The sequence below is a fragment of the Mediterraneibacter sp. ICN-202921 genome (assembly GCF_037890075.1).
Lineage (GTDB): Bacteria > Bacillota > Clostridia > Lachnospirales > Lachnospiraceae > Mediterraneibacter > Mediterraneibacter massiliensis.
Genome location: NZ_JBBKBE010000002.1, coordinates 48,066 through 74,896, shown reverse-complemented (window position 1 = coordinate 74,896; position 26,831 = coordinate 48,066). Strand labels below are relative to the sequence as shown.

The following is a 26,831-nucleotide window of genomic DNA, read 5'->3' as shown; positions in this document are numbered from 1 at the left end:
TTGCCTCCTTAATTCAATTCTTCCTATTACTCATTACCGAACAAAATATCTGAACCAACCGCCTGCTCCACGGTCTTTTTCACGCCTTCTATCCCGGCGCCTGTATTTCCCGATACCCCAGGTATCTGGATAATAGCAGGCAGGACCTGTTCCTGATATTTTTCGATTTCTTCTTTCAGTTCGGCCGCAACCGCCTCAGTAATATAGATAATGCCATATTTCCCTGCGGCAAGCTGATCTAACTTCTTCTTTGCTTCCTCCCGGGTCTTTACAGGACATATGCTAAGACCCAGCGTAGCAAAGCCATATATGCTGTCATAATCGCCGATCACTGCAATCTTATACATACATCTGCCTTATCCTTTCCCGGATTGCCTCTTCTGGGAAATCATTCTGTTTTCCCGTCAAGATGATCCGAACTGTCTTTATCTCGTTTTCTCTGGCAATTAAATAGGCTGCCAGAGGTCCCACAGAAAACGCCTCATATTTCTGCGTTTTCATTGTTTCTATCATACGGTTGTCACACCAGCGCTCAAATGCTGACGGAGATTCTTCCAAGGCCTGCGCGCCCTCTGCATATGCCGTGCCTGTAAGATACTCCCGTATTGCATCCATCCCGCTTAGCGCAGCCTTTATAAGCTGCTCTACATTGATACTGTCACACGGGGCTAGGGCACGCCGCATAAATTCTGCGCTTTTCCCTGTTTTCTGCGCCCGTACGGCAACCTTGATGTCCGCGATCGCTACGGTAGCATCCGCATACTGCCGGATGATATCATCCGAGGCATTCTTCCCCGCCTCATAGATTGCATCCAGCGCCGCCTTATCTACAATGACATCACACAGCTGTCCATCTCTTGTATGAAGCAGTGTATCATACGCTTCACGCGCTGTCTGTGCCATCTGTCCCGGCAGTTTTTCAAACTCCTTGTTCTCTATGATACGAAGCATTTCTTTGCCGGGGATCTTGCAGTCCTCATAAAAGATATTCTCGTTTCTTGCTTCTGTGCACACCTCTTTGATCGCTGCTTTTAAATTGTGATACAGCTTCGGATATGAAAACACATCAAACACACGCATATCCGGCGCCACATCGGCGATCACTTCCCATGTTTTTTCTTCTTCTCTTTTCAGCATAGAAACCATATCTGCTGCTCCGCCTGCGTCCCCCCAGCTTTTTTCGCTCAAAAACTGCAGACATTGTTCATAAGTGCCGCAAGATAACAGCTGTTCAATAGCAGCTGCGTTAAGCAGCGAGACTTCCAAAGCACGTATGCGCGCAACCGCGTAAGTATATTCCAAATCTTTCAAGACTAATCCTCCTTATCCGCTCTGCGCCGTGTATAAAAACACTGCGCTGCCGGTTACGCTTTATGCAAATAACAGACTGTGCACCTTATCAGACAATTCATCTCTTTTTGCGTCAAATAATGCCTTGATCGTGCAGTTTTCTTCAATTCCGCCATATACCAGGATAAACCCGCCGTCTATCTGTCTTGTCTCTTGGGAAACAGTAAGTGCGCCGCCTTTTTGCGCCGCGATCTGTGAAATCTTCTGTTCAAATCCTTCCGGCATTCTTTCCAGATCTTTCTTAGAAAAATACACCTCGCCTTCCTGCGCCAGCACATATTTTGCCAATAGTTTTTCTGCCATTTCAAAATACTCCTGTGCATCCAGCTCCTGTATCTTCTCATATGCCTTTTCCAGCACTTCCCTGATCACTTCTTGTTTTGCTTTTAGCATTGCCTTTTTTCTGTACATATCACAGGAAGAAGCCGAACGTTCCATTAAGATCTCTATATCTGCTTCGGACTGTTCCAGAATTTTCTCTGCAGCGGCGTCCGCTTCTGCTTTTGCTGCTTCTAACAGCTCTTCTGCTTTCGCCTTCGCCTTTTCTATTTCTGCTTCCGCTGAGTGGTCTGCCTCCTCTAGTATCTGGCGTTTCATTTTTTCCAATCCACTCATATCCATGCTCTCCTTTTATGAAAAAGTCTTTTTATATCTGCTTTTTACTGAATCTTGATTCCGCTTACCGCAAGGAATGAAATCAGAAGAGCAAGAATCGCATACGTCTCAACCATTGCAGGGAACAGCATCGCTTTACCAAACTGATCGGGTTTCTTTGCTACAATACCGATAGAAGCTGCCGCTGTTTTTCCCTGTGCGATCCCGGATAACAAACCTACGATTCCGATCGGCAGACATGCCGCCAGGATCATGAGTCCTGTTTTAACATCGATCTGTGCGATATCTCCGCCCAGGATACCGATATTGGACAATGTGATAAAGCCTACCAGAAGTCCGTAAAGTCCCTGTGTACCAGGAAGAAGCTGAATGATCAGCACCTTGGCAAATTTACTTGGGTCTTCTGTAACAACACCTGCCGCCGCCTGTCCGGCAATCCCTACTCCGATCGCAGAGCCTGCCCCTGCTAAGAGCACTGCAACTGCCGCGCCAAGCAATGCGTATACGATTCCTAATTCACTCATAATACTCATGATAAAGTTTCCTCCTTCAAATCTGTATATTTTGTATTTGTTCTAAATGGATGGAACGGTTTTCCTCCGCCCTCATAGAATTTTCCGAAGAATTCCACAAACTGCAGACGATTCGTATGCACATACGCGCCCAGCAGATTGATGGCAAGGTTCAGTAAATGTCCGATGATAAAGATCACCACAAAACCAATGATCCCGAAAATATTGTTCGGCATCATGCTGCCCATCTGGTTGATAACAGACGCAATAACACCTGTTGCCAGCCCTAACGCCAACAAACGTGAATAAGACAACGCGTCGCTTAACCAGCCGGTCACATTATACAGGTCATACGCTCCAAGCGCGATACGGATCCCCGGATTCTTACTGGAGCGCCCTGACATCAAAATGATCCCCACAGCTCCGGCGATTGCCAGTACTTTTGCAATTGTATTCACCGGTCCCGGAAATACGATCTGTGTCTGTGCGATCGAGGCAAAAATATCGCTTGGCAGAAGCATTAAAATAAGCCCTGTAAGCAACATAAACCAGAGAACAACATCACAGAAAAAGTCCATGACCTTACCGTCGCGCAGGCACATATATCCTTTGATCCCTAATCCTACGAACAGGTGGATCACACCGAATAACATGGAATACACCAAAAGTTTCATCGGATCATTTAAAGGTACAAACCACAATGCCGGGACTGTCACAGCATGCCCAAAGAATTTTTCCGATACAATATCCACAATATTTCCAAAATATCCCCCGAAAAGTATTCCCCAGACAAGGGTAGAAATACCGCAGTACATGAACAGTTTTAAAGATTTCTTCATGCTCTCCCCCATACGCGGGAACTTCTTGAGCACTATAAAACACGCGGCCGCCACAATCGCTCCATATGCCGCGTCGGAGAGCATCATTCCAAAGAAAAATACATAGAAAAACGACATGATCGTCGTCGGATCGATCTCTCCTTTATGGGGAAGTCCGTAGGATTCTACAATTCCTTCCACGCTTGCCGAAAATGGATTATTCTTTAAGAGTACCGGCATTTCCTCGTCTTCTTTTAATTCTTCTACATCCACTGCGCAGTCATATTTTGCCTGTAAGAAATCTTCCACATCTTTTACCTTCTGCCTGGGTATATAGCCGCTTATGACAAAGGTTCTTTCAGACTGCGGGAGCTGCCCTAATACTTCATACTTATCTGCACGCACTCTGTAGTAATCGGCAAGAATTTTCAACTCTTCTCTGATCGAAGCAGATTCTTTTACTTCCTTCTCGATTTCGCCAATCCTAATCTTGATAGATTTTATTTTATTTTCCAGTTCTTCCTTCTCCCGTGCTGGTATATCTGCACATATCTGGGATGGCTTTGCAAATCCTGCACTGCGCAGGGCTTCCTCTGCTTCTGCCTCCTCTTTCTTTAAACAGAGTACAGCCATATATACGGTATCCGGTTCAGAAGAGATGATCTGTACTTCCACGCCTTCCACCTCCGGCGCTTTATCCGCAAGGATAGAGAGTACATCTTCTACCCTTGTCTGCCCCGGCATGGTTCCCAGCAGCATAGCCGTTTTTTCCGTCCCTGCGAAATCCATTGGAACATCCAACGCCAGCCACGGTTTCAGACTTTCGATCTGATTCTCCAGCTTTAGGATATTCGCCGTTTGCTCTGCTTTTTCCTTATCAAGTGAATGGATTTCTTTTACTTTTTTTAACAGGTCTTCTTTTCGGTCCAGCACTTGCCTGTAAGCAGCTTTTTCCACAAGATCTTTTCCTTCCAGAGAAGACAGCATAGATTTCTTCACAGGCGCGTATGCATCCAGGATCTCCAACGCGCCGTCTGTGCTGACAGCTGCTTTTTCAAAGCTCATCCTGGCATTGATCGTATCCAGTTTATGGAAATCTTGATCTTCCTCTATAAGCTGGCTTAATTCTATGACACCCATACTCTGCAATTTTTCCAGAATCGGCTTACGGTCTTTTTTCAGTGCGCAGATACTGATTCGCTGCATCTGCAATACCGCCATAATCTTATCCCTCCTTTTCTTCTATGATCAAACTAACTGTGAAATTACGAGACGCATTGCTTCTTCCTGCTTTTCAGACGCCGCCTGTTTTAATTTCAGCACTTCTTCATCAGCCTTTTGCTTTGCCAGATCTCTTGTTTCCTTTTCTTTGTCTCGTGCCTGTTCAAGCTTAGCAGAAGCCTTTATCTTCGCCTGCTTTTCCTGTTCAGCCCGCAGATTTTCAGCCTGTTTTTGTGCTTCTTCCAATATGTCTCGGCTCTTCTGCTGCGCCTGTCTTACGATTTCGTCTGCCCGCTTTTCTGTCTCGCGGATTGCCTGAATGGTCTCTTCCACCATACTTGCTTCACCACCTTCCTGTGTTTTTATGTTTCATTCGTCAAATAATCTGTAAAAATATCCTCCCTGGAGCATATACGGCCTATGAGCGCCGGCTCCATATTTTCCGCATTTTGCGGCAATGTACGATGAATCATACTCTGTACACCTACACTATTATAAGCGAATAGAATCGTTTCTTTTCCGAAACGATATAGGCATTATACAATAACTAAGCGCAATATGCAAAACTTATTTATTAATATAGCTGTTTTCTTTTATAAGTTTCTCATTATTCTCTTAAATTTCTCATTATTCTAACAAGTATCTCTCTTTTTTTCTTTTTTCATTCTATTATGTATCATTTTATCTAAATAGCAAAATGCCGGTCAACTTCTAATTTTCTCAAAAGTTGACCAACATTTTGCATTTATTCCCACTGCAGCCTGTGCAGATGGCCTTCCAATTCCATCCCCGCAAAGTCCTGCTGTCTGAGTGCCTCATACAGAAGGATTGCGACAGAATTTCCCAGATTTAAAGAGCGTATATCTCCCGCCATGGGGATCCGCACGCAGTTTTCCCTATATTCTACAAGAATCTCTTCCGGAATCCCTGCACTCTCTTTTCCAAACATGATATAACAGTCCGGTTCATAGGAAACCTCCGTATATACCTTCGGCGCTTTTGTGGTCGCCATATAGATCTTCGCTCCCGGATTCTGCTGCCTGAAATCTTCAAAGTCTATATAGGTCCTGACATCCAGCTCTTTCCAGTAGTCCATTCCCGCACGTTTCAATGCTTTCTCGTTTAGCTTAAAGCCAAGCGGCTCTATCAGATGCAGACGTGTATTGGTCGCCACACAGGTACGTCCGATATTTCCGGTATTTGCCGGTATCTCCGGTTCATGCAGTACAATATTGAGCATACGATATTTCCTCTCCTACTTTTCATTGCGCAGACGCTGGATAAACTGTCCCAGCCTGCCCAGCGCTTCCTTGAGATCTTCCAGTGAATATGCGTAAGAGATCCTTAAGAAGCCTTCTCCACATTCGCCAAATGCCGTGCCCGGCACAACAGCCACCTTTTCTTCCTGTAGAAGCCGGGTCGCAAATTCCTCCGAAGTCATACCGAATTCCTGGATACTCGGAAATACATAAAAGGCGCCGAACGGTTCAAAACATTCCAGACCCATTCTGGCAAATTCATGCATGAGAAAGCGCCTTCTCTGGTTATATGCCTTGCGCATTTTCTCTACTTCATCCTCACAATTTCTAAGTCCTTCTACCGCCGCATACTGACTTGTTGTGGGAGCGCACATGATCGCGAATTGATGCAGTTTTATCATCTGTTCGATGAGGATCTGCGGACCGCAGCAAAATCCCAGCCTCCAGCCGGTCATGGCAAAGCCTTTAGAAAAACCGTTGATCACAAGAGTCCTCTCCCGCATCCCCGGCAGGCTGGCAATAGAAACATGCTCCCCTTTATAACTAAGTTCCGAATAAATCTCATCCGACATCACATACAGATCGTGCTCTTTGACAAACTGTGCGATCGGTTCCAGATCTTCCCATGTCATGATCGAACCGGTAGGATTATTCGGGAACGGCATGATCAGTACTTTTGTCTTCTCTGTCGTATACTTCTCCAGATCTTCTACGGTCAGTTTAAATTCATTTTCATATTGGAGCGGGATGATCACAGGTACCCCGTCTGCCATGATCGTGCAGGGCAGATAGGATACGTAGCTTGGCTGCGGGATCAATACCTCGTCCCCGGGATCGAGCATACAGCGGAGTCCCACATCGATTGCTTCACTTCCTCCGACAGTCACCAGTGTCTCTGTATTCGGATGATAGGAGACATGGATCTTTCGCTCCATATAACGGCAGATCTCCTCTCTTAATTCCTTCAGCCCTGCGTTGGAAGTATAAAACGTCCTCCCTCGTTCCAGAGAGAAGATGCCTTCTTCCCGTATACGCCACGGAGTATCGAAATCCGGCTCGCCCACGCCGAGCGAGATCGCATCTTCCATTTCATTTGCCACATCGAAAAATTTTCGGATCCCGGAAGGCTGTATATCAATGATCTTTTTAGATAACGGTGTACGCATTATGGTGTCACCTTCATTCTTTCGGATTCTTTCTTTGGTCCCATGATCGTCCCATAATCCTTATATTTTTTCAGGATGAAGTATGTGGCAGTACTGATGACTTCATCGATCGTAGAAAGTTTTTCCGAGACAAACCGAGACACTTCTTTGAGCGTTTTGCCTTCTATCGTAACAAGCAGATCATAGCCGCCGGATATCAGATACACAGAAAACACTTCCGGATATCTGTAGATCCGTTCTGCGATCCTGTCAAAGCCTCTGTCCCTCTGCGGGGTGACACGGACCTCGATCAGTGCCGTCACCTTTTCCACGCCCGCTTTATCCCAGTCTACCAACGTATGGTATCCACATATGATCTTTTCCTGTTCCATATTGGACATGGCGTTTGCTATATCTACTTCCGATACACCGAGCAATACCGCCAGTTCTTTTAAGTCCACACGACTGTTTTTTTCTAGATATTTCAGTATTTCCAGTCTCAAATCATTCTGATTCATGTTGCTGCCTCCTGCTTTTTATTTTTTCTGATTCATTCTTTCACTTTGCCAGCGCAGCCATTCGTCCGGCGCCGGCCTGTCCAGATACCTTTTTTCTGTGCCGCTTGTGATTACCCGGTCTTTTCCGTCCGTGGCAACCCCAAGCCTTCCGGCTCGTATCCCCGCCCGTTTAAAAAACGCCAGCAGCTGCGCACTTTTGTCTGTCACGATCAGGGCGCTCCCAGCAGAGGTCATCTGATACGGATTCAACTGATAATACTCACAGATCTCCACTGTCTCCTGGCGGATCAGGATATGAGACCGTTCGATTTCCATCCCGATTCCCAAGCTTTCCGACAGATCCCAGAGTCCTGCCAATATCCCGCCGCTTCCAATCTGCCGCACCGCCGACGCGCCATGCGCATAAGCCTCCAGCAGTACAGAAGGCGTACACAGCATTTCCTCCAAGCTCTCCGTCTGCCGTAAAAAGGAGGGCGTAAATCTTTCGCCCAGTTCTTCTTTTGCCTCTGCCTCGATCAAAAGCGTTCCCTCCAGACCTGCATATCCGCACAAAAGAATTTCTCTGTCCCCTTTTATCTTTTCTTTGCCCACATCTTCTCTGCATATGCCTGCTGCTGTCACATGGACGACCGTCTGACAGACGGACGGACTTCCTTCCGCTCTTATGCAGGTGATCTGCATATCCAGTTTTTCACACAATTTTTCCATGGCTGCTGCCATGCGCACGATGTTTTCTTCCTGCTCTTTTAGCGGACTTAAGATCTGCGCCGACACTGCGACCGGCTCCGCTCCTTTTGCCGCCAGATCACCTGCCGCGCGAAGGATCGCATATACCCCCGTCTTTGTATGTTCTCCGCCGACAGCCGCCTGCGCCCATGCGAAGATCGGTGCCTCTTTTGGAGAAACCTCTTTCAGCATAGACACATTTTCCTCTGCTGAAAGCGGAAAAAGTATTTCTTTTCGTCTCGCTTGTATCTTCTTTTTTATATCCCGTCTCCATACGGTCTGTGATAGATTTCCAACCTTCATGGATTCCTCTTTTCCTATCTGTTTTTCTGTCTGTTTTCTTATGAACTTCCGCCTGTGATCTCTTGTATGGCTTTCTGTATCTTTGCCTCATCCTGCGACTCGACCGCTGCGGATATTTTCGCCGTATATTCTGCATTATCCGACGCTGTGCCGACTCCGACTGTTTCCTGGGAAGGCAGATACTGACTGTAATTAATGATTTCTTTGCTGACTTCCTGTCCATCCACATACACGATTTTCCACAACTGCGCCGTCTTGCCTGTATGTGCCTCACTCTGAGTTGCTATGTATCCGATCGGATCTTCCGTAGCGACAAAGTACTTTCCTTCTGCTTCTTCTGTCTCCAGTGTCTCGCTTACATACTCCACCGTCCGGTTTTCTGCTCTTGTCTCTTTCCCATAGATATGGAAAGTCAAAGCGCCATCTGCATAATAGGCTTCAATATAGACAGGAGTTTTATAGCTGTTCTTGAATTTCAGATCCAGTATATCCTCTGCGATTGCCGCATCCATAGATGGTTCTACATAGGAAACCAGCATAGAATGGGGATGCCGCTCTGTCACTTCCAACTCTGCTCTTAGCACTGCATTATACAGCGTCGTTGACACCTGGCAGATGCCGCCGCCCATAGATTCTACGACTCTGTCTCCTTCATAGGAAGCCGCAGGATAATAACCATTTTCCTCTGTATATGGCTCCATCACCCCATTGACAGAGATCTCTTCTTCCGGTTTGAGAAGTGTGCCGTTTAGATGGTCTGCTCCGGATTCCACATTCAAAGCCCGCCCGGAGCCATCGTTTCCATAGTAAGTCGTAAAACTCCCAAGAAGATCTGTGATCTCCGACAGATCTTCTTTTGTCATCTCTGGTTCGATATGGCTGACTTCTGCCTGCACTTCCCCGCCTTTTCTGTTCCATTTTTTTCCCAGAAACTGCTCGATATTCTTCACTGTCTTTTTTATATCCAGTGTCTCTCCCGGCTGTTCTTCTACGATGACAACGCCGCTTTCATCCTGTGTCACATATGCATTGACCGGAAGATTTAAAAGCGGATCCAAACATTCTTCTAATACAGGCGCCGCCGTTTTTTCTGTCACCTTATACTGAACAGGAAAATTTTTCTTAACTTTCCCTTTTTCTGCATTTCTTAGAATTTTATAGCAATTCACCGCATTTCCGACTTTTCCATAGTCTGCTGCCTGTTTAAGCACATTGTCCAGGCTTTTTACCGTAAGCCCCAATTCTGTCAAAGTTGTCTCTGCCTGATCGCCATTTTCCAAAACCAGCGTCATCTTCTCCTGGCCAATACTCTCTGTATCCGCTAGAACAGCTGCTTTCGCCTCTTCTTTTGTCATACCTGATACATCTGTTATCCCTACAGAAATACCTTGTATCATAATGTTCTTATCATATTGATCGATTGTCCTGTGCAGGAAAAACTGTACGGCTGCGATCACACAGACTGCGCAGACCAAAAGAAGGATCAATCCTGCCATTGTCCTTTTGCCTGATGTATATCTTCTGCCTTTCCTGCGCTTCCTCTTCTGTTTGTCCATATACGCCCCGCCTCACTCTTTTCCCTCAATATCATATGATATAAGGCAATACCATCGTCAAGACCATCGCCCCAATGATCACGAGTATACCGATGGACACGATCTTCTTGAACTTCTTATCATAAAAATTCATACATCTATCTCTCCTAATCTGTCTGAATACACTACATTTTATACTCTTTACAGTATTTTTGCAAGCGGCACTGTCCGCATTTGGGGCTTCTCGCCGTGCAGACAGACCGGCCGAATGTGATGATCTGTATGTTATACAAGATCCAGTGATCCTCCGGCAGCTCTTTCATCAGATCTTGCTCGATCTTCTCCGGGTCTTCACTGCAAGTCAGTCCCAGTCTCTTAGAGATTCTCTTTACATGTGTATCCACTACTACGCTGGCATCATGATAAATATTCCCCCGTATGACATTTGCTGTTTTCCGCCCCACGCCTGCCAGGGAAGTCAGCTCTTCCAGACTCCGAGGTACTTCTCCGTGGAAACGTTCCACCAAGGCTTTCGTGCACGCTATGATATTCTTTGCTTTATTATGATAGAATCCTGTTGGTTTTATATCTTGTTCCAATTCTTTTATATCTGCGTTCGCAAATTTTTCCAGCGTATCATATTTTTGGAACAAATCTGCCGTCACAATATTCACCCGCGCATCCGTGCACTGTGCACTTAGCATTGTTGCGATCAAAAGCTGCCACGGCGTCTCATAATGCAGATAACAGATATACTCTGTCCCAAACTGTTCGTCCAGTATTTTCAGGATTTCCCCTGTACGTTTCTTCATCTCTTTCTTTTCCTTTTATACTTTTTTCTCTATGTTATCCGTGACTTCATATACTGCTGCCTGATGTGTGAGTCTGTCCCGATTCTGGTAGTCAAACAGAAGCAGCTTTCCTCCGATCCATTCTAAATGCGTCATCTTGCGTATCTTCATCCTGTCATACTGTTCATATCCTTTCAGATACCGGAATTCCTGCGCCTCTTTTTCATAGAACTTTCTTGTCTCTTCCTTGGTGATCTGCAGTTCCTGCGCAAAGCAGGGACGCCGCTTCGCATTTTCCCGCATGTACAGATCTAACAGCAAGGACTGTCTGTAACTCTCCTTATCTCTCACCTCTGTCTGGCTGATAAAAGCAAACAAAATCTCAAATCTGGACAATCTTGTGAGATTGACCATCTCCAGCTTCTCTTTCTCATAATATACCGCCAGCGCCTCATACATGGCAAACGCATCGGTATATTCCTTCTCCAGCAGCTCCATCGTATAGACAAACTGCCTGCTGTTATAATAGACCTCCACCATTTCCTCTATCTTTTTCAGCTGTCTGATTTCCCCATAGGACATCCATCTGGTGGAAAGGACCTCATAAGGCGGTCTGTCCTGATACAAAAGCCCATATTCTCCCGCTTTTTCGTGCATACGGGAACCTTTTAAGACTTTTAAGAATCCTAACTGCAGCTGCTCCGGTTTCAGCGCATACACATCGCAGAAAGATTTTCTGAAGCTTTGCATATCCTCATAGGGGAGTCCGGCGATCAGATCCAGGTGCTGATGTATATTTTTCTTCTCCTGCACCTGCCGCACGGCTTTTGCCACACAGGAAAACTGCATCGTCCGCAGGATTTCTGCCAGTGTCTTCTCATTGGTAGATTGTATGCCGATCTCCAGCTGGATCAGTCCCGGACGCATCTTTCCGATCAATTCTAATTCTTCTTCACGCAACAGATCTGCCGCGATCTCAAAGTGGAAATTGGTAATACCGTTATCGTGTTCCAGCAGATATTTCCAGATTGCGACTGCATGGTCATGTCTTACATTAAAAGTCCGGTCTACAAATTTTACCTGGGATACTTTCTTATCTATAAAAAACTGCAGTTCCTGCTTGACTCTTTCTATATCTCGAAAACGCAGACATTTATCGATGGAGGACAGACAGTAACTGCAGGAAAAAGGACAGCCCCGGCTCGATTCATAGTAAATGATCTTATTCGCAAACTCCTTCATATCCTCATACACGAAAGGAACCTGATTCAGATCCATGACCGGACGTGCCGGTGTCTCTATAATCTTCCCGTCTGCTTTTCTGCGAAAGACGATCCCCTGTATCCTCTCCATACGTGGATTCCCTTTTTCCAAACACGCCATCAGATCCCGAAAGGTCTCTTCTCCCTCTCCGCACATGATCCCTTCCAGCTGCGGATACCTATCCAGCAGTTCCCTCGCGTTGAAGGATACTTCCGGACCTCCCAGCCATAAGCGCACGCCGGGCAGGATCTTAGGGAGCTCTGTAAGCAGGGCTTCTACATAGGAAATATTCCAAAGATAGCAGGAAAAACAGATCGCATCCGGTTTCTGTCCAAACAGATCTCCCAATATATCCTGGAACGGCTGGTTGATCGTATACTCTGCTATTTCTGCCTTATATCCATATTGTTCTGCATATGCTTTCAGGCTGTATACTGCCAGATTAGAATGAATATATTTGGCGTTTATTGCTGTCAGTAAAACTTTCATAGTTTCCTCCATTGACTTTTTCTACAAAACAAGGTAAAATTAAAATCTGTGCAGCCGGGGTGTTAGCGGTACCTTGTACCTGCAATCCGCTATAGCAGGGGTGATGCCGCGCAGAGGGCGAAAGTTTGTAAAGCTGCCCCCGGTAAGTGATGTTGATGCCTGGGTCTTACGCGACGGGAATCTGCGAACCGTGTCAGGTCGGGAACGAAGCAGCACTAAGCAGAATCTCCCGGGTGCCGTGAGGGTGCCTGGACTGAGTTAACTGCCGGGGTAACGTTTATGAACCTAGTTCGAAGCGTGGCGCACATAAAAAAATCTGTACACTGTGTTTCTCATTCCATTTCTTTGGACTGCTGACGGCACAGTGCTTTTTTTTGCCTTAGTTCTTTGAAGAACTGTTTCATCATTTCACTGCATTCTTCGCCTAACACACCTGTTGTCAGTTCCGTCTGATGGTTGAACGACTCCATCTGCAAAAGATTTAAAACCGACCCTGCACAGCCTGCTTTCGGATTCATACAGCCCACGACAACTCGTTTGATACGAGCCTGCACGATCGCGCCTGCGCACATCTGACACGGTTCCAGCGTGACATATAAGGTGCAGTCCTCCAGCCGCCAGTCCCCGGTCTTTTTACTCGCCTTTTTTATAGCCGAGATCTCAGCATGCGCAAGAGGACTTTTCTCTGTATTGCGCCTGTTATACCCTCTGGCGATAATTCTGTTCTCCCGCACGATCACACAGCCGATAGGCGTCTCTTCCAATGCATATGCCTTGCGCGCCTGTTTCAAAGCTTCCTTCATATATATTTCATCCGTCTGCTTCTGCATATCTGTATCCTGTTCCTTTTCAATTTCTTTTTGTACCTGGTTCTTTTTCCTTCCGGTCCTGAATAGATTTAGAAGAAAGACAAGACCAGAGGTATATGGTATGAATCCCGGTAATTGTTATTTATATGAATATGAAAATACTCACAAAATACGTAATGTCGGTTTTTTTAAGATTACCCGGCATTATCACACCTGTATCCTGCAGATACAGGCGCGGGGCATTAAAGTCCACGCGCAGGGCAAGGTAGACTTGTATGTTTTCTACCAAGACAGCGAACGCAGCATTGCTAAAAAACTCACCACACTGACTTGTATGGAACATTCTTTGTCCGCACGTATTTCCGTGTCAGAGTCCATCTTCCCACAGGGTCGGACACTGGAAAACATAGACGGCTTCTTTCTGAAAGCGCCACCTGAAACGCTGCAGACAGCGCCGGAGAAATTATGGGTCGTCTCCCATATCGTCCCCAAAAATATCGTGCCTTACGACGAACTCCCCGCTAAAGAAGAGCCCCCCACAGAGACTCAAGCGGAAGAAGAACTTCCCACAGAGCCTCCGCAGGCAGAAGATCCTGCCGCAGAACCTCCGCAGGCAGAAGTTCCCGTCACAGAGCCCCCAGCAGAGCCTTCACAGGCAGAAGTTCCCGTCACAGAGCCTTCACAGACAGAAACTCCTGTCGCAGGGCCCCCGCAGGCAGAGGAACCCGCCGCGGAAAAGCTTGCTGGAGAAGAACTTGCTGCGGAACAAGGCGCTGATGAGGAGGCTCTGCAAAAAGTGACGCGCCCGAATGAACCATATGAAACACAGACAGTCTCAACAGAAAATGAACGAACAGAAGACGAATACAAAAAGACGGTTTCTGCACGCAAGATCCAGCGCAGCGAATTGTGCCTTCTTCCGAAAAAATTCTGGTTTCTCGCCAATAATAGCTTTTTACTGCATGGATATCATAATTATAACCACCTCCTTCTAGTAGAAGAAGATGGTCACTATTGGCTTGGCGTCCCCGGTATTTACGATACCCACGAAGCACGAGCCGCCAGCCTGTTTGGCTTTCCGCAGTTTACACGCTCCTATACAGAGATCCTGGATCTAGAGGATGAGGAACGAAACGACGAAGCCGATTTCGGACACTGGTGCCGCTATATCAAATGATCCCATTCATCTCCTGATACAAGCGTTTTGCATAGCTGTCTGTCATACCGCAGACATAATCTGTCACAAGCAGCAGGCGGAGATACAGTTTTTCTTCCTCTGTCTTTCCTTCTGCCTGCAGCTTGTATGCATTTTTATAATTATCTGATATAAAAGAAATCACACGGCTGTCTATGGAATCCGGTTTTTCCTCTGTATCGTAATATAAAACGGCATGCACCAGCTTATCCATAAGGAAATCCAGGATCACTGCCTCAGAAACCTCCATCTTGTAGATCGCCTTGGAGGAAAATACATATCGAAACGCAATATCCCCCAACAACTCCATCAATTCTTCTCCCCAAGTTCCGTAAAACAGATCCTGGCAAAACGACCCTTCCATGATTTCCTCATAATGTGAGGTAAAGCCATAAGTCGCGCAGCTGATCAAAAACCCCTGTACTCTCACGATCCAATTTTTCACCGCATAGGATTCCGGATTCTGGGGCTGCTTTTTTCTTCCCCGCTCATACAATTCGTGTAATTTACCTGCGGCATCAAATCTGCCGTCTGCACCGCGTCCTTGTAAAACACTTAATTCCTTTTCCAGTGCGTGATACGAGACAAAGCCTTTCACAAAGGCATCTTCTATATCCGCTGTTTTATATGCCAGATCGTCCGCCGCTTCCAGGATATACGTCAGCGGATGGCGCCGGTTTCCCGTTCCCGTTGCCTTGGAGATTTCCTCAAACACCTCTCTGTCTGCATAGTAATATCCCATTTTTTTATCTTTTATATTGCCGCTTTGTCTATTTATTTTGTCAGAAGGGATTGGGTATTTCACGATGGTGTTCAGCAAAGCGTAGGTCAGGTTCATTCCGTATTCATCTACCAGATAATGCAGTTTTGTCACCAGCCTGAGTGCCTGCGCGTTGCCTTCAAAATGATAAAAATCTTCTCTCATCTGGGGCGTCAGTTTTTCTTCCACCCGCTCCCCACGAAACAACAGCTGCGGAAGATTGCGCTCAAACCACTCTCTGATCGCCGTCTCCCCGAAATGTCCAAAGGGGGGATTACCTATATCATGTATCAGCCCCGCACATTCTAATATGTGACAGATATCCTCTTTCATCTGCACAGTAAATCCGCCGTCTTTGCGACAGCTCAAAATATTTTCCCCGATATTTTGTCCCAGAGATTTCCCAAGCGACGCCACCTCCAGCGAATGGGTCAGCCTCGTTCTGATAAAGTCACTCTTGTCCAGAGGAAATACCTGTGTCTTATCCTGAAGTCTGCGAAACGACGCACTGCCGATAATACGGTGATAATCTTTCTCAAATTCACTGCGCAGATCTGTCGATTTGAAATTCTTTTTGCTTTTGCCTTCCCGCATTCTCTGTGTGGAAAGCAATGTGTCCCACTCCATGAGCCCTCTGTCCTTTCTGCCCTTTAATCCAGATAAATCGGCGGTTCATATGACTTTCCAAGCAGCGCTTTCATCCTCTCCTGATATCCTAAAAACGCCCACTCTGTCATATCTGTCCATTTATGCGTCTTTCTATCATATACCTGTACATAACCGATCCTTGTCGGATGCATACGCACACTGTTTGACTGGTACTCTCTTCCTGTATATGGATTGACTTCTCCTAATTCTCTGTCTTCCGCTTCATCATTATGCCGCAGGACCGGTTCGAAGTCTTCTGCCTTCTCATAGGTCTTTCCGACAGACACCTTTTCTTCCCGATCTGCCGCATTTCTATGGTTTTGATCTGCATGCTGTCTTTCTTTTTCCAAACTGGCTTTCTCTTTTTTACGGAAGAAAATCCCCCCTGTCGGGAATTTCTCCTTCTTTCCTGTATTTTCTAGTTCTTCTCTGAGTGTCTCCGCCGGCTCTCCTGCTTTTGCCTCTTTCTCCAGTTCATCCAATTCTTGATGTATCTCATACAGTTCCCCGATCGTCATGTCACGTTCTTCTCTGTCAGCTGTACTTTCCTCTACCGGCAAGATCGCCAAAGGCTCTGTATTGTCCTGCACAGCCGGCTCTTTCTTCGCTGTTTCTTCCTGCGGATGCTGTACCGTCTCTTTCGCCAGAATACTCAACTGAAACGAGCAGCCCAATATCCCTGCGATCATCCTCATATCCTGCTCCTGAAAGTTATCTCTCCCCAGGCGCTGCGTCAGATTTTGCCTCGACATTTTCTTTCCAGTCTGTTCTTCAATCTGTTCCGCCAGCTCCTTAATGGTCATTCCCTTTCTTCCAAGAATGATTTTGACTTGTTCTCCAAATGTCAGGTCTTCCATGACTTTCCTCCTTATGTGCCCTTATACTCCAATTATTCTTTAGAAGCAACAATATTGTTGCTTCATAAACCTATCATTTTCCCTTTACCCATTCTATCAAACCTAGGTTTCTTCGTCAACAACATAGCCGTTGTAAATAGAGACGTATTTCTTTATAATATGGGGTGTACATCATGATGAAAAGAGGAATTTTTGTGTTAGAGTATGTAAAAGAAGAACATCTTAACCCCAACCTTACAGAAGCTGTCGAACAGTTCAAAAAACAGTATCCTGTTTTGAACAAATTTGAAGATCGTATCCCTTCCCCCTCTCAGTTTTATTATGGAAAAGAGGTATGGGAAGAAGCAATCTGCGCTATTTTAAGTGGGAAGAATATCCTTCTGGCAGGACACAAGGCAACCGGGAAAAATATATTTGCCGAAAATCTAGCCGCCGTGTTCTCCCGTCCCAGATGGGATATTTCTTTCCATGTAAACACAGACGCCTCCACCTTGATCGGCTGTGATACTTTTGCAGATGGAAAAGTCACTTTCCGTCCCGGTCCGGTCTTCCTCTGCGCAAAATACGGAGGTTTCGCCATATTGGATGAAATCAACATGGCAAGAAATGAAGCAATGGCAGTCCTGCATTCTGCTCTCGATTTCCGCCGTGTCATCGACGTTCCCGGATATGAACGCATACCGCTGCACCCTGCCGCTCGTTTTATCGCCACTATGAATTACGGTTACGCCGGTACGAAAGAACTAAACGAGGCACTCACTTCTCGTTTTGTTGTCATTCAAATGCCAATGATCACAGAGAAACAGCTGCAAAAGCTTCTTCGAGGAGAATTTCCCGCCATGAAGCAAAAATATATTGAGCAATTCGCAGCACTCTTTTTAGATCTGCAGAAAAAATGTGAGAACGCTGAAATTTCCTCCAAATCTTTAGATCTGCGTGGACTTTTAGACGCCCTCTCTCTTATGGCAAAGGGACTAGAAGCGCACACAGCTCTTGACTTGGGGATTACAAATAAATCTTTTGACACCTATGAACAGACTTTGATCCGGGATACCATCCGTGCGCGCCTTCCCCGCCATCTGGACCATAACATATTATTTGAGGTATAACTATGGAGCACCATCTACAGGAAGAAAAACGGGCAAAAAATATCGTCTGGTCCGCTGCCGGAGACTACGGTTTCGACCCGCTTTATCTCGCTTTTGACAGAACAGGAACAGCGGACGTATATCTGAACATCATCATCGGTCTGGTATATAAATGGTATGAACCTGCGGAAATAGAACGTCTTTTTATTTCTCTTGGCTCCGGAAAAAAGGCACTTTATGAAGGAATCTTCTGGCTTGGACTGGAAAATGCCGTCTACGAAAAAGAAGTGGCAAAACGGCCCGCTTTGCAAGAACTTCGAAAAGAGTATGCCGCTTTAAATCTAAAACAACTGCGAAAAGAAGGCGCTTCCTCCCTCCTTTTGCTTCTTCAAAAGGGACGCTGCTGCGAAATACTCGGACAGGACATCTCTCTGCCCGCATGGGAAAAAGACCTGCTGCAGGCTCTGTCCTACAGCGCCTCTCTTTCTTCTCTGGAGATCATAAAAAAAACAAAAGAAATCTATCGGATTTATTTTCAGTATATCCCTCATTCCGCCCCGCCAAAAACAGGGGTGTATTTTCTCCAGAAAGTGCTTCCCGCCTTTTATTCCCTTGGCAGAGTCCATTCCGGTTTTGTACGGATCCAGACTTCCGCAGAAAAAAAGACCTCTCCCGGTCCTGTCGGCTCTCTCACACGCCGATTCGGTATTCTGCTGCAATTTACCCACCCGGAAAATACAGAGCTTTCTGGACAATATATAAGAGCCTGTTTCGGCGAAAGCATACATTCCGAACACACGCTCTTAAAATTAGAACAAGTACTATGCACAGGAAACCACACCGGACTGCATCTGTATTTTACCCGGGGTGTTCTTCCTCCTATCGCAGAATGTCCTGCCAGGGTACAAAAAGAAGTGCAGACATTCCGCCAGGAGACTCTCCGGCAGAAAGAGCAAAATATAGCCTATTATAAACGTTCTCTGCCGCTTCACCACAGCAGTATCCTTCGCCTGACCGAAAGGCTTTCTTCCGTGCTGCATTCCCTTTCCCCGAAAGATATGAGCCGTTCCCGCTCCGGTCTTCTGGATCCTTCACAGATATGGCGTACTCTTCATCTGCATGACGACCGTATCTTTATCAAACAAGAAGAAACGATTTGTGCTGATTTTTCCATCGATCTACTTCTGGATGCCTCTTCCTCCAGAAAAAGCTGCCAGGAAAGTATCGCCGCGCAGGCATATATTCTTGCGGAGAGTCTCACCCGCCTGCACATCCCGGTACAGATCTATGCCTATTGCAGCATCAGAGGCTGCACCGTCATGCGCCTGTATCGTACTTATGAAGAAAAGGAACAAAACCAGGAAATCTTTTCCTACACTGCCGCCGGAAACAATCGTGACGGACTTGCCCTTAGAGGCGCCGCTCATCTGATGAAGTCCTCTCCCTGCGAACGCAGACTATTGATCATGCTCTCGGATGCAAGTCCCTGTGATGACCACGCAGCAAAAGAAGGTCCTTTTTACCGCAACAAAGAGTACACAGACCAGATCGGTATACAGGATACCGCAAAAGAAATCCGTGCCTTAAGGAAACAGGGGATCCAGGTACTCGGCGTATTTATGGGTATAGAAAAAGATATCCCTGCCGCAAAAGAAATCTTCGGCAGGGACTTTGTCAAGATCCGAGATATCAGTCATTTTGCCGACTCTGTCGGAAACATGATCGTCCGTTCTCTTCTATCCTCTTAAACTATTTATTTGTATATCTCCTTTACGCAAAGCGGCTACTGCTCCAGATATTCTTCCAGAGTCAGCCCCTTCTCTGTGATCTCTTTGGCCGCTTCTTTTCCTACATACCGGTAGTGCCATGGTTCATAAATGATCCCTGTCACATCTGCCTTTTCCGGTGGATAGCGGAGTATAAAACCATATTCCGCACAGTGTTCCATGAGCCATTTCTGCTCCGGAGTATCTCCCTGCGCTTCATCTAATTCTTCATAGTCAGACGCAATGATATCCACTGCTAATCCTGTCGCATGCTCACTCGTTCCCGGCACCGCAACCGACTTCTTCGTCTCGTCATATGCGTCCATCGGACCATACCCCTGCACGATCCAGTCCTGCATCGTAGTGTTAAATACTTCCCTTTGCTGCTCATAAGAACGATAGGCCGATGCCACATACATACTCAGTCCTTCGTCCTGCGCATCCTGCATCATCTTTTCCAGATCTTCCGCAATCCTCTTATCTACAGACCGTTCTGTGTCGATCTCCGTCAATTCCGGTACATAATCCGTTGCCAAAGGATGGCTGTCATTCACAAGTGCCAAAGCCCAGCCTTCTTTATCTCCGGCAAGAATCTCTGCGCTTGCTTCAACCGCCGTTTCTTTCTGCAGTTTGCTTTTTAATTCCTTATTCTCTGTTTCCAGCTTTTGATTCTGTGCAGTCAGTTTCTCTTCATGGGAATCCACGACATGTTTTGCCGCGGCGATCGTGAGCAGAATCCCGAATAAAACACCTGCTGCCAGTCCCATCATTAAAATTCTTTTTATTTTTTTACTCATTTTTTTCATCACAGTCTAAACTCCATATGTATTTTAGAATCTATCTCTTCCTGCGTGGAACAAACAGCCATTCTATAGGCTTCCCCCTCTGTCTCATATTCCCGATAATAGTATGGCTTATGAAACGCCTCCGGCTTTTTGACCAGTCTGGGCGGATCGTCCAAAACAATCTCAAATGCGTTAAGCGCAAGTCCCATACCTCTTCCGGTCGCTTTCATAAAACTTTCTTTCAACACCCAATATCGGCAGAATACAGTGTCCTCCTCTTTTTCACAGACAGCTTCTAAGATCCGTTTATACTCAGAAGGGCAAAAAAACCGGCTTGCCATTTGCAGATCTGCTTTTCTTATCTGTTCGATATCACAGCCAACCTGCACATTTGCATTCCCTTCCATTTCTGCGGCACACATCACCCAGAAACCAGAATGAGAAAAATTAAAGACACTGTTTTGTGAGAGCCCGTATTCTGTCTTTATCTTCTCCCACAAAGCCCATACGCCCACGCTCTGGGCTTTGTTTAATTTTCTTTTCATCCTGTCAGCCTTTTCCTGTCTAAAAGCCGGAAGTTCCTCATAATACTTTCTGTAGCGTTCTTCTTCCAGCAGAGAACGAATATCTGCAGCCCAGGCTCTTACCATATCATTTTTCCTTTTTCCCTCTTGCTCATCTGTCTTTTAAGTAGCGCACTTCAAACGTGTCTATTGTGATCGGCTTATTAAAAAGACTTCCTTGTGCATAATGGCATCCTAATTCGTTTAATACATTCAGCTGATCCTGCGTCTCTACCCCGGATGCCAAAACATAGGCGCCAAGCTGTCTGCATATATCGATCACAGCCTTTGCCACGATCCTGCTGCGGCCGCTGCTTACAATATTCGATACAATTCCTTTATCCAGCTTCAGTCCGTCAAATTCCATAACAGACAGTATAGAAAGGCTGGAATCCTTCGCACCGAAATGATCCAGAATCACCCGTACGTTTTCTTTTCGTATCTTATTACTTGTCTCTGTGAGCATTTCCTGATTCATATTTGCGTACGATTCCGAAACTTCCACTTCCAGATATTCACAGGACACATGATACTTTTCGATCAAAGCCATCATCCGATCCGCAATATCCACCTGGCACAATGTTGCCCCCGCGAAATTCACCGATATAGGAAGCATGGGGATGTCTTCTCTTTCCCATCTGCGCAGTGTTTTACATACTTCTTCAAACACATAGAGATCCAGGTAATGCGACAAACGTGTTTCCTGCAGAAGCGTGATATATCTCTCTGGATTTAAAATACCCAGGTCTTTGTGGTGGTAGCGTACAACCGCCTCGGCTCCCACGATCTCCTCTGTCGCGACATCCATCTTAGGTACCAGACATACTATAAAGCTGCCCTGTTCGATATCCTGCAGAAGGTCTTGTTTGATGATCGGCTCTTGATGTCCCTTTTTCAGGTTCCTATAATACTTCTGCTTTTCTTCCCGCATCATATTTTCCGCATGGGCTACCAGATTATCCACATTGATGTCTATTTTCTCCCATGCATATCCCATAGTGACCAGTCCAAGGCTTATATTATCCAGTTTGTCATGCGCCGCATGCACATTCTTCATAAAATCTTCATAGGACGCGTCCTCTGCGATCGCCAGATACTCATCTCCCGTGAGTCGAAATACCATACCGCTTTTGAAGAACTCTTCCAGAACCTCTCCCACACGGATCACGACTTCATCTCCATAGTCACGGCCAAACTCCTTATTAAAGTTCTTCAGTCCATTAATATCTACAGATAAAGCCCCGAGAGTCTTCCACTTTTTCTCTTCCGCTTCTGTCAGATATTGCACAAAGCTATTTCTGTTCAGCAGTCCTGTCAGATCATCATGGTAACTTAAATACTCCTGCTGTTTTTGCTGCTTTTGCAAAACGATCGCCTGCGTGATAAAGGGAAGTACCGCCCGCATCAAGGATAATTCACAGCCGCCTTTGTGTACACCGATGACAGCCAGGATCGCCGTCGTATCTTCTCTGATCTGCTCGAAGATACTGTAATTATCTTCTGTCGTATCTGTGATTTCCTGTTTCATCCATTTGGGCTGCTGCTCTGCCCCCATCATTTTGATCTTATCTCTCTGCCACGGTACATTCTCCGCGCACCATTCATAAATCATCTCTACGTCGTCATATTCTTTTTCTATATAATACACATACTCTGCATCATAATAATCCCTAACTGTACTTAATACATCATTCATGATCTCTACAAGAGATCGTTGTCTCTCTTTCTCGCCCATATGGGATACCTCTTTTTTCAAAATTCAAACTATTTTACGGATAAAAGGGCGCAAAATGCCCTTCCAGCCGATCGAATAAAATTATTGTAGTATAATCCCTGTCAAAATGCAAGTATACATACCTATATCCTGGAATATTTAAAGAAGGGAATACTCATGCCCCAGCATTGAACATTCCCTTCTCCTAGTGGTTTTTCCGTATTCTGCCCACCCTTTATCCAGAAAGTATATTTTATTCTTTTAAAACGACTCGCTTGATCTGCAGCAGAAGAAGTACTAAACTAACTCCCAACAGGATATGCCCGATCCCGGCAGTACCGGAAATCGCCGCATCCATGCCGGAAGACAGCGCAGGCTTTCGCACCTGTGTCACACCTCGCACCACAAACATCGCAGCAGTCAGATTCAGACCAATATGATAGACCGCCAGTATCCGTCCTGTCTTTGCCCCTGTAAAGGAAAAATTCTTTTCCAACAGAAGCAACAGCAAGAAAAATACCATCCCCAGCAGAAAATAATGCGTATGTACCACACCCAGTGTAGTTCTGCCTGTAAAACCATTAAATTTGGTGAACTCGCGATAAAACACACCGCCTGCCATAGCGAAGATTGCATACAACAAAGCCGTATTCATATATTTTTTCATAGTGATTTCTCCTCCTGTAATATTTTTTATCTACCTTCCTTTTTCATAGCAAAGTATCCGATAAGAACCGTCCACACATAGGCGCAGGTCTTAGGAATCATCAACATCCCGATCATGGGGATAGCATCCGCCCACAACACCACCGGGATATAAAAACCAAAACTCAGCACGATCGTCAGCCACATCCAGCGAAATGCTTGGTCTCCACGCTCTTTTGCGCTGCGATAGAACAGAACGATTACCAGAAGCCCCAGCAGCGCAAAAGGAATGTTGCGGCAGATTCCCCAGGAAAGCGGTGCTTCGGCATTGAGCCATTGGTTCTGCGGCATCATGCATAAAGCGATCCTCACACCGGCCAAAACATATACAGCAACAGTCAAGCCTCTCTTTCCCTTGACCTGGTATCGATACCGCCAGACGTAGTACAGCAGCACATAAAAAACGGTCATAGTGATCGAGGTTATCCATTTGCCCAGGCCAAGAGGCACCGTGTAATTCTCCAGCCCGGCAGTACACAATGCGACAGCCCGCGGAATCAAATGAAAGGAATCTCCCGCTCCCAGCACCACAGCCATCCAGCCAAACAAACGGAATTGACGTTCTCCTTTGCTTTCCTTAATCATCAGGATACCGATCGTGATCACAGAGATCAGATAGACTGTATCGAACAGTGTTTCTACAATTGCCTGCATACTTTATTCTCCTTTATATACATTTTTATTTTGCATGGCAGCCACATTAAATACTGCTCTGCAGAAGTTCCTGCCAAACAATACCCCTGCCAGCAGAAGCGAAGCGCCCAGGCCAGTATAAAACACTGCGATAAACCTCTCCGGCGCTATCCCACTTACACGCAGCCCAATACCGCCGGTCATCATCACAGCCATAATGGCAAAAGCTTTTTTATCAAAAAATTTGAGAAAAAAATGTCGTTCTTCCAAATAAGCATTGATTCTGGCAGTATGCTTTTTTACCAATTTCCCAAAAATATATTTCTGAAACACTCCGAAGACTAAGATAGACAATAAAAAATTCAGCACAGACAGATACGGCGGATATGCGATCAATCCGATGCGGAGTATATTGAAGCCCGCCGCGCTCCACACAAGACAAGCGAGAAGCAGCAGCGTATTACGTTTTACTTTCATAGTTCGCCTCCTTTTTTGAACATCGTTCAGTTTAAGGGATAAAAAATCCCCGCGGCGCAGCGGAAATTTTAGTAAAGCGTTCTGCGGATGATCTCCAGCACAGCGCCCGGATCGTAATCCTGCCGCAGCAGTGCGGATAACATCAGAGAAAAGAGAACATCCGAAAATTTCTCAGCTGTAAAGCTATCCGTAAAAGCATCTAAACGGACTTTGGCATCACTTTTTAAGACAAAGCACAGGCCCTCTAAAATATGCTTCCAAGTTTGCTGCATCCGGCGTTTTCCATCTGCTTTATCCTCCTGCATGAACCCCAGAGAATGAAGGGTAAAGAACCCCGGATACTGTTTGTGACCGTATTCCATCCGCTCATACATCCAAGTAATACAGGCCTGTGTATCTCGGAACACAACTTCTTCCTCCGGGCGGTGAAAAATCTCACACCAAATGCTTTCTACCGCAGCTCCCACCAGCGCCGCTTTGGAATCAAAATAATTATAGATAGATCCCACAGACACACCACAAGCGGCCGCAACGGAACGAATATTGACCGCAGACCACCCCTTCTGTCGGATCAGCTCTCGGCTGGTTTTCAAAATTTCCTCTTTTGATGTCACTACTGTATTCATTCTATCACCTCAATATGAACATCGTTCAGTATAGCAGTTTCATTTCTTTTCGTCAAGTAGTTGGCGAATTGCTTCCTACTTTCTCCCCCCTGTATTTTTTTCTTTTTTGTTCTATAATAAAACTGACATCTCATCTGCATATATATTCCTAGGAGGTTCTACATGGCACTTGTACACAAAAACAGACTCCGCGATTTCTTTTTCTGCGGAGTCTGTCTATTCATAAGCGAATTCTTAAAACAACTGCTGCTTACTTTCGCCGTAAACGGCGGAAATTATTACTGGTGGTATTTTCCTTTCCAGCTTTGCAGTATCCCTATGTATCTTATGCTCCTGCTTCCCTTTGTCGGTCCAAAAACGCAGGAAATATTTCTGCTTTTTCTCTCTACCTTCGGTCTATTGGGCGGAATAGCCGCCTTTGCCGATACGAGCGGGCTGAAGTATACCCTGCCTCTGCTTACTGTCCACTCGTATATCTGGCATTTTCTCCTCATCTTGTCCGGCATATATGCAGGCTGTACTCTATCGAAACACATACGATTCCACTTTTCTCTCTCCGCTTTCAGACTGAACGTGCTTGTATATCTTTCCTGCTGCTTTCTTGCAGAATGTATCAATCTGTCCTTTGATTCCTTAGGCACTATCAATATGTTCTACATCAATCCGGATTATCCCATGCAGCAGATCGTGTTCCGTGATATTGCAAATACTATCTCTAATCCCATCGCTATCCTGCTTTATATTTTCGCAACGATATGTGGCGCTTCTCTTCTATTTCTTCTATGGAGGTACGTCCAAAAGCAGTAGGATATCCGATCACTCCTTCTGCTCTTCTATCTGTTCTTCCTCTTCCCGCCCTACGTTTTCCGATACGATCTTTAAAAAATCTCGGTCACTTTTCTTTCTGCGAGGTATAAACCGACGTGCGACTTTCCCCTTCCCCCTGTTCTTTACGTAGAAAAATCCAAGCACAGAGAAGACAGCCGCTCCGATGAAATTGACGATCAGATCATACATCGTATCGATCAGTCCGATATCCAGATATCCGCCAAGTCCCAGTTCCGTTCCATTTACAGCTGTACTGGAAATATGATCGATCACTGCGGGCACGTTCCGTCCTGCCGGATCCAGCGTTACAGAACGGATTACATGGATCACCGTATCTTTCTGCATGTCATATCCCATGATCTGATCCATGCCAAATTCAAAAAATTCCCACACCACGCCAATCGTCATAGAAAAACAAAAAGCTACAATCGCCATGAAGACCGGAGATAAGGTAAAAGAAGTTCGTTCATTGCGGTTTAACAAGTCCACCAGGGAAAATCCGATCGCTGCCGCAAGAAAGCCATTGAGCGTATGCAGCACCGTATCCCAGAACGGAAACATCAGATAAAATTCGCTGATCTCCCCTAATATCTCCGCGGCAAATATAAAAATAAGGATAATGATCTCTAAAGTCGTAGGCAGCTCTATCTTAAAAGTCACTTGGACAAAACTCGGTATGACCAGCAAAAGTAATGTCAAAGCACACAGAAATACATTTTCATAGTTGTGATTTAAAATCTGTAAAACCATCATGACGATCACAAGGAACCGGAGCACAAAGTAGACGATAAAAGAACTTTTGTGCTCCCTCAGTTCCATACCCAAGGCTTTC

Annotated in this window: 28 protein-coding genes and 1 other RNA gene; 5 read left to right on the top strand and 24 right to left on the bottom strand. The window is 45.7% G+C overall.

Annotation, left to right across the window (positions count from 1 at the left end):
* Window positions 1-26: 26 nt before the first annotated feature.
* From WKT01_RS02390 to WKT01_RS02330, 13 genes are all read right to left on the bottom strand, one after another.
* A complete protein-coding gene (locus tag WKT01_RS02390) occupies window positions 27-347 on the bottom strand; it encodes a V-type ATP synthase subunit F (RefSeq protein WP_059067664.1) in 321 nt (106 codons plus the stop codon).
* Entirely contained in the window at window positions 340-1,311 is a 972-nt protein-coding gene (locus WKT01_RS02385) for a V0D/AC39 family V-type ATPase subunit (protein WP_117973830.1), read from the bottom strand. The genes WKT01_RS02390 and WKT01_RS02385 overlap by 8 nt, the downstream gene beginning before the upstream one ends.
* A gap of 60 nt (window positions 1,312-1,371) precedes the next feature.
* Window positions 1,372-1,965 (bottom strand): V-type ATP synthase subunit E, encoded by a 594-nt coding sequence (locus WKT01_RS02380; protein ID WP_059067660.1) that lies wholly within the window; start codon window positions 1,963-1,965, stop codon window positions 1,372-1,374.
* A 44-nt stretch (window positions 1,966-2,009) separates the two neighbouring features.
* Window positions 2,010-2,498 (bottom strand): V-type ATP synthase subunit K, encoded by a 489-nt coding sequence (locus WKT01_RS02375; RefSeq protein ID WP_059067658.1) that lies wholly within the window; start codon window positions 2,496-2,498, stop codon window positions 2,010-2,012.
* Entirely contained in the window at window positions 2,495-4,516 is a 2,022-nt protein-coding gene (locus WKT01_RS02370) for a V-type ATP synthase subunit I (RefSeq protein WP_117973828.1), read from the bottom strand. The genes WKT01_RS02375 and WKT01_RS02370 overlap by 4 nt, the downstream gene beginning before the upstream one ends.
* A 27-nt stretch (window positions 4,517-4,543) precedes the next feature.
* The gene (locus WKT01_RS02365; RefSeq protein ID WP_059067654.1) at window positions 4,544-4,852 is read right to left on the bottom strand and encodes a hypothetical protein; all 309 of its coding nucleotides are present in this window, start codon (window positions 4,850-4,852) and stop codon (window positions 4,544-4,546) included.
* A gap of 409 nt (window positions 4,853-5,261) precedes the next feature.
* Window positions 5,262-5,756 (bottom strand): tRNA (cytidine(34)-2'-O)-methyltransferase, encoded by a 495-nt coding sequence (locus WKT01_RS02360; protein ID WP_340311389.1) that lies wholly within the window; start codon window positions 5,754-5,756, stop codon window positions 5,262-5,264.
* 15 nt (window positions 5,757-5,771) lie between these two features.
* Window positions 5,772-6,941, bottom strand: a complete 1,170-nt coding sequence (locus WKT01_RS02355; protein WP_059067639.1) for an aminotransferase class I/II-fold pyridoxal phosphate-dependent enzyme — start codon at window positions 6,939-6,941, stop codon at window positions 5,772-5,774.
* On the bottom strand, window positions 6,941-7,438 hold the full coding sequence (locus WKT01_RS02350) for an Lrp/AsnC family transcriptional regulator (RefSeq protein WP_059067637.1): 498 nt from the start codon (window positions 7,436-7,438) through the stop codon (window positions 6,941-6,943). Before WKT01_RS02350 ends, WKT01_RS02355 begins: the two co-directional genes overlap by 1 nt.
* An 18-nt stretch (window positions 7,439-7,456) precedes the next feature.
* Window positions 7,457-8,467 (bottom strand): AIR synthase-related protein, encoded by a 1,011-nt coding sequence (locus tag WKT01_RS02345; protein ID WP_117973824.1) that lies wholly within the window; start codon window positions 8,465-8,467, stop codon window positions 7,457-7,459.
* Between the two features lie 38 nt (window positions 8,468-8,505).
* Window positions 8,506-10,023 (bottom strand): VanW family protein, encoded by a 1,518-nt coding sequence (locus WKT01_RS02340; protein WP_117973822.1) that lies wholly within the window; start codon window positions 10,021-10,023, stop codon window positions 8,506-8,508.
* Window positions 10,024-10,187: 164 nt separating this feature from the next.
* The gene (gene nth / locus WKT01_RS02335; RefSeq protein WP_340311388.1) at window positions 10,188-10,814 is read right to left on the bottom strand and encodes an endonuclease III; all 627 of its coding nucleotides are present in this window, start codon (window positions 10,812-10,814) and stop codon (window positions 10,188-10,190) included.
* A gap of 15 nt (window positions 10,815-10,829) precedes the next feature.
* Window positions 10,830-12,545, bottom strand: coding sequence for a B12-binding domain-containing radical SAM protein (locus WKT01_RS02330; protein WP_340311387.1), 1,716 nt, complete (start codon window positions 12,543-12,545; stop codon window positions 10,830-10,832).
* A 46-nt stretch (window positions 12,546-12,591) separates the two neighbouring features.
* Between WKT01_RS02330 and ffs the strand changes: the two genes are divergently transcribed.
* Window positions 12,592-12,853, top strand: an RNA gene (ffs, locus tag WKT01_RS02325) — signal recognition particle sRNA large type.
* Between the two features lie 24 nt (window positions 12,854-12,877).
* Here the strand turns inward: ffs and tadA are convergent.
* Window positions 12,878-13,375, bottom strand: a complete 498-nt coding sequence (tadA, locus tag WKT01_RS02320) for a tRNA adenosine(34) deaminase TadA (RefSeq protein ID WP_340311386.1) — start codon at window positions 13,373-13,375, stop codon at window positions 12,878-12,880.
* A gap of 100 nt (window positions 13,376-13,475) precedes the next feature.
* Between tadA and WKT01_RS02315 the strand changes: the two genes are divergently transcribed.
* Window positions 13,476-14,531 (top strand): DUF6128 domain-containing protein, encoded by a 1,056-nt coding sequence (locus WKT01_RS02315; protein ID WP_340311385.1) that lies wholly within the window; start codon window positions 13,476-13,478, stop codon window positions 14,529-14,531.
* Here the strand turns inward: WKT01_RS02315 and WKT01_RS02310 are convergent.
* Together WKT01_RS02310 and WKT01_RS02305 are read right to left on the bottom strand one after the other, a co-directional pair.
* On the bottom strand, window positions 14,524-15,936 hold the full coding sequence (locus WKT01_RS02310) for a deoxyguanosinetriphosphate triphosphohydrolase (RefSeq protein WP_117973814.1): 1,413 nt from the start codon (window positions 15,934-15,936) through the stop codon (window positions 14,524-14,526). The two genes, WKT01_RS02315 and WKT01_RS02310, sit on opposite strands and share 8 nt — an antisense overlap.
* Window positions 15,937-15,959: 23 nt before the next feature.
* Window positions 15,960-16,814 carry a hypothetical protein gene (locus WKT01_RS02305; protein ID WP_117973812.1) on the bottom strand — a complete coding sequence of 285 codons (855 nt, stop codon included), beginning with the start codon at window positions 16,812-16,814 and terminating at the stop codon, window positions 15,960-15,962.
* 173 nt (window positions 16,815-16,987) lie between these two features.
* Between WKT01_RS02305 and WKT01_RS02300 the strand changes: the two genes are divergently transcribed.
* The gene (locus tag WKT01_RS02300) at window positions 16,988-17,923 is read left to right on the top strand and encodes a MoxR family ATPase (protein ID WP_330671084.1); all 936 of its coding nucleotides are present in this window, start codon (window positions 16,988-16,990) and stop codon (window positions 17,921-17,923) included.
* Window positions 17,924-17,925: 2 nt separating this feature from the next.
* A complete protein-coding gene (locus WKT01_RS02295; RefSeq protein WP_117973810.1) occupies window positions 17,926-19,650 on the top strand; it encodes a hypothetical protein in 1,725 nt (574 codons plus the stop codon).
* A gap of 35 nt (window positions 19,651-19,685) precedes the next feature.
* Here WKT01_RS02295 and WKT01_RS02290 read toward each other — a convergent pair whose 3' ends face one another.
* The 7 genes from WKT01_RS02290 to WKT01_RS02260 form a co-directional block, all read right to left on the bottom strand.
* On the bottom strand, window positions 19,686-20,474 hold the full coding sequence (locus WKT01_RS02290) for a M15 family metallopeptidase (protein WP_117973808.1): 789 nt from the start codon (window positions 20,472-20,474) through the stop codon (window positions 19,686-19,688).
* Window positions 20,474-21,103, bottom strand: a complete 630-nt coding sequence (locus WKT01_RS02285; protein ID WP_117973806.1) for a 4'-phosphopantetheinyl transferase family protein — start codon at window positions 21,101-21,103, stop codon at window positions 20,474-20,476. The genes WKT01_RS02290 and WKT01_RS02285 overlap by 1 nt, the downstream gene beginning before the upstream one ends.
* A gap of 25 nt (window positions 21,104-21,128) precedes the next feature.
* A complete protein-coding gene (locus tag WKT01_RS02280) occupies window positions 21,129-22,751 on the bottom strand; it encodes a bifunctional diguanylate cyclase/phosphodiesterase (RefSeq protein ID WP_059067614.1) in 1,623 nt (540 codons plus the stop codon).
* 232 nt (window positions 22,752-22,983) lie between these two features.
* Window positions 22,984-23,397: a DUF2871 domain-containing protein gene (locus WKT01_RS02275; protein ID WP_117973804.1), complete on the bottom strand. Its 414-nt coding sequence runs from the start codon at window positions 23,395-23,397 to the stop codon at window positions 22,984-22,986.
* A gap of 26 nt (window positions 23,398-23,423) precedes the next feature.
* Window positions 23,424-24,089 (bottom strand): hypothetical protein, encoded by a 666-nt coding sequence (locus WKT01_RS02270; RefSeq protein ID WP_059067611.1) that lies wholly within the window; start codon window positions 24,087-24,089, stop codon window positions 23,424-23,426.
* Between the two features lie 3 nt (window positions 24,090-24,092).
* Entirely contained in the window at window positions 24,093-24,545 is a 453-nt protein-coding gene (locus WKT01_RS02265; RefSeq protein ID WP_059067609.1) for a hypothetical protein, read from the bottom strand.
* Window positions 24,546-24,613: 68 nt separating this feature from the next.
* On the bottom strand, window positions 24,614-25,171 hold the full coding sequence (locus WKT01_RS02260) for a TetR/AcrR family transcriptional regulator (protein WP_059067608.1): 558 nt from the start codon (window positions 25,169-25,171) through the stop codon (window positions 24,614-24,616).
* Window positions 25,172-25,333: 162 nt separating this feature from the next.
* Here WKT01_RS02260 and WKT01_RS02255 point away from each other — a divergent pair, with 162 nt between their 5' ends.
* The gene (locus tag WKT01_RS02255) at window positions 25,334-25,978 is read left to right on the top strand and encodes a TMEM164 family acyltransferase (protein WP_117973802.1); all 645 of its coding nucleotides are present in this window, start codon (window positions 25,334-25,336) and stop codon (window positions 25,976-25,978) included.
* A 9-nt stretch (window positions 25,979-25,987) separates the two neighbouring features.
* Here the strand turns inward: WKT01_RS02255 and WKT01_RS02250 are convergent, their stop codons facing one another.
* Window positions 25,988-26,818, bottom strand: a complete 831-nt coding sequence (locus WKT01_RS02250; protein ID WP_205408556.1) for a hypothetical protein — start codon at window positions 26,816-26,818, stop codon at window positions 25,988-25,990.
* Window positions 26,819-26,831 lie beyond the last annotated feature (13 nt).

Excerpts from the sequence above, each read along its gene's own strand:
- WKT01_RS02355 (WP_059067639.1), bottom strand. The coding sequence starts at position 6,941 with ATGCGTACACCGTTATCTAAAAAGATCATTGATATACAGCCTTCCGGG.
- WKT01_RS02290 (WP_117973808.1), bottom strand. The coding sequence starts at position 20,474 with ATGAAAAAAATGAGTAAAAAAATAAAAAGAATTTTAATGATGGGACTG.
- WKT01_RS02315 (WP_340311385.1), top strand. The coding sequence starts at position 13,476 with ATGAATCCCGGTAATTGTTATTTATATGAATATGAAAATACTCACAAA.
- WKT01_RS02310 (WP_117973814.1), bottom strand. The coding sequence starts at position 15,936 with ATGGAGTGGGACACATTGCTTTCCACACAGAGAATGCGGGAAGGCAAA.
- WKT01_RS02330 (WP_340311387.1), bottom strand. The coding sequence starts at position 12,545 with ATGAAAGTTTTACTGACAGCAATAAACGCCAAATATATTCATTCTAAT.
- WKT01_RS02265 (WP_059067609.1), bottom strand. The coding sequence starts at position 24,545 with ATGAAAGTAAAACGTAATACGCTGCTGCTTCTCGCTTGTCTTGTGTGG.
- WKT01_RS02275 (WP_117973804.1), bottom strand. The coding sequence starts at position 23,397 with ATGAAAAAATATATGAATACGGCTTTGTTGTATGCAATCTTCGCTATG.
- WKT01_RS02340 (WP_117973822.1), bottom strand. The coding sequence starts at position 10,023 with ATGGACAAACAGAAGAGGAAGCGCAGGAAAGGCAGAAGATATACATCA.
- WKT01_RS02350 (WP_059067637.1), bottom strand. The coding sequence starts at position 7,438 with ATGAATCAGAATGATTTGAGACTGGAAATACTGAAATATCTAGAAAAA.
- WKT01_RS02375 (WP_059067658.1), bottom strand. The coding sequence starts at position 2,498 with ATGAGTATTATGAGTGAATTAGGAATCGTATACGCATTGCTTGGCGCG.
- WKT01_RS02255 (WP_117973802.1), top strand. The coding sequence starts at position 25,334 with ATGGCACTTGTACACAAAAACAGACTCCGCGATTTCTTTTTCTGCGGA.
- WKT01_RS02370 (WP_117973828.1), bottom strand. The coding sequence starts at position 4,516 with ATGGCGGTATTGCAGATGCAGCGAATCAGTATCTGCGCACTGAAAAAA.
- WKT01_RS02295 (WP_117973810.1), top strand. The coding sequence starts at position 17,926 with ATGGAGCACCATCTACAGGAAGAAAAACGGGCAAAAAATATCGTCTGG.
- WKT01_RS02345 (WP_117973824.1), bottom strand. The coding sequence starts at position 8,467 with ATGAAGGTTGGAAATCTATCACAGACCGTATGGAGACGGGATATAAAA.
- WKT01_RS02390 (WP_059067664.1), bottom strand. The coding sequence starts at position 347 with ATGTATAAGATTGCAGTGATCGGCGATTATGACAGCATATATGGCTTT.
- WKT01_RS02300 (WP_330671084.1), top strand. The coding sequence starts at position 16,988 with ATGATGAAAAGAGGAATTTTTGTGTTAGAGTATGTAAAAGAAGAACAT.
- WKT01_RS02360 (WP_340311389.1), bottom strand. The coding sequence starts at position 5,756 with ATGCTCAATATTGTACTGCATGAACCGGAGATACCGGCAAATACCGGA.
- WKT01_RS02280 (WP_059067614.1), bottom strand. The coding sequence starts at position 22,751 with ATGGGCGAGAAAGAGAGACAACGATCTCTTGTAGAGATCATGAATGAT.
- WKT01_RS02380 (WP_059067660.1), bottom strand. The coding sequence starts at position 1,965 with ATGAGTGGATTGGAAAAAATGAAACGCCAGATACTAGAGGAGGCAGAC.
- WKT01_RS02365 (WP_059067654.1), bottom strand. The coding sequence starts at position 4,852 with ATGGTGGAAGAGACCATTCAGGCAATCCGCGAGACAGAAAAGCGGGCA.
- tadA (WP_340311386.1), bottom strand. The coding sequence starts at position 13,375 with ATGCAGAAGCAGACGGATGAAATATATATGAAGGAAGCTTTGAAACAG.
- WKT01_RS02270 (WP_059067611.1), bottom strand. The coding sequence starts at position 24,089 with ATGCAGGCAATTGTAGAAACACTGTTCGATACAGTCTATCTGATCTCT.
- WKT01_RS02260 (WP_059067608.1), bottom strand. The coding sequence starts at position 25,171 with ATGAATACAGTAGTGACATCAAAAGAGGAAATTTTGAAAACCAGCCGA.
- nth (WP_340311388.1), bottom strand. The coding sequence starts at position 10,814 with ATGAAGAAACGTACAGGGGAAATCCTGAAAATACTGGACGAACAGTTT.
- WKT01_RS02250 (WP_205408556.1), bottom strand. The coding sequence starts at position 26,818 with ATGGAACTGAGGGAGCACAAAAGTTCTTTTATCGTCTACTTTGTGCTC.
- WKT01_RS02285 (WP_117973806.1), bottom strand. The coding sequence starts at position 21,103 with ATGGTAAGAGCCTGGGCTGCAGATATTCGTTCTCTGCTGGAAGAAGAA.
- WKT01_RS02305 (WP_117973812.1), bottom strand. The coding sequence starts at position 16,814 with ATGGAAGACCTGACATTTGGAGAACAAGTCAAAATCATTCTTGGAAGA.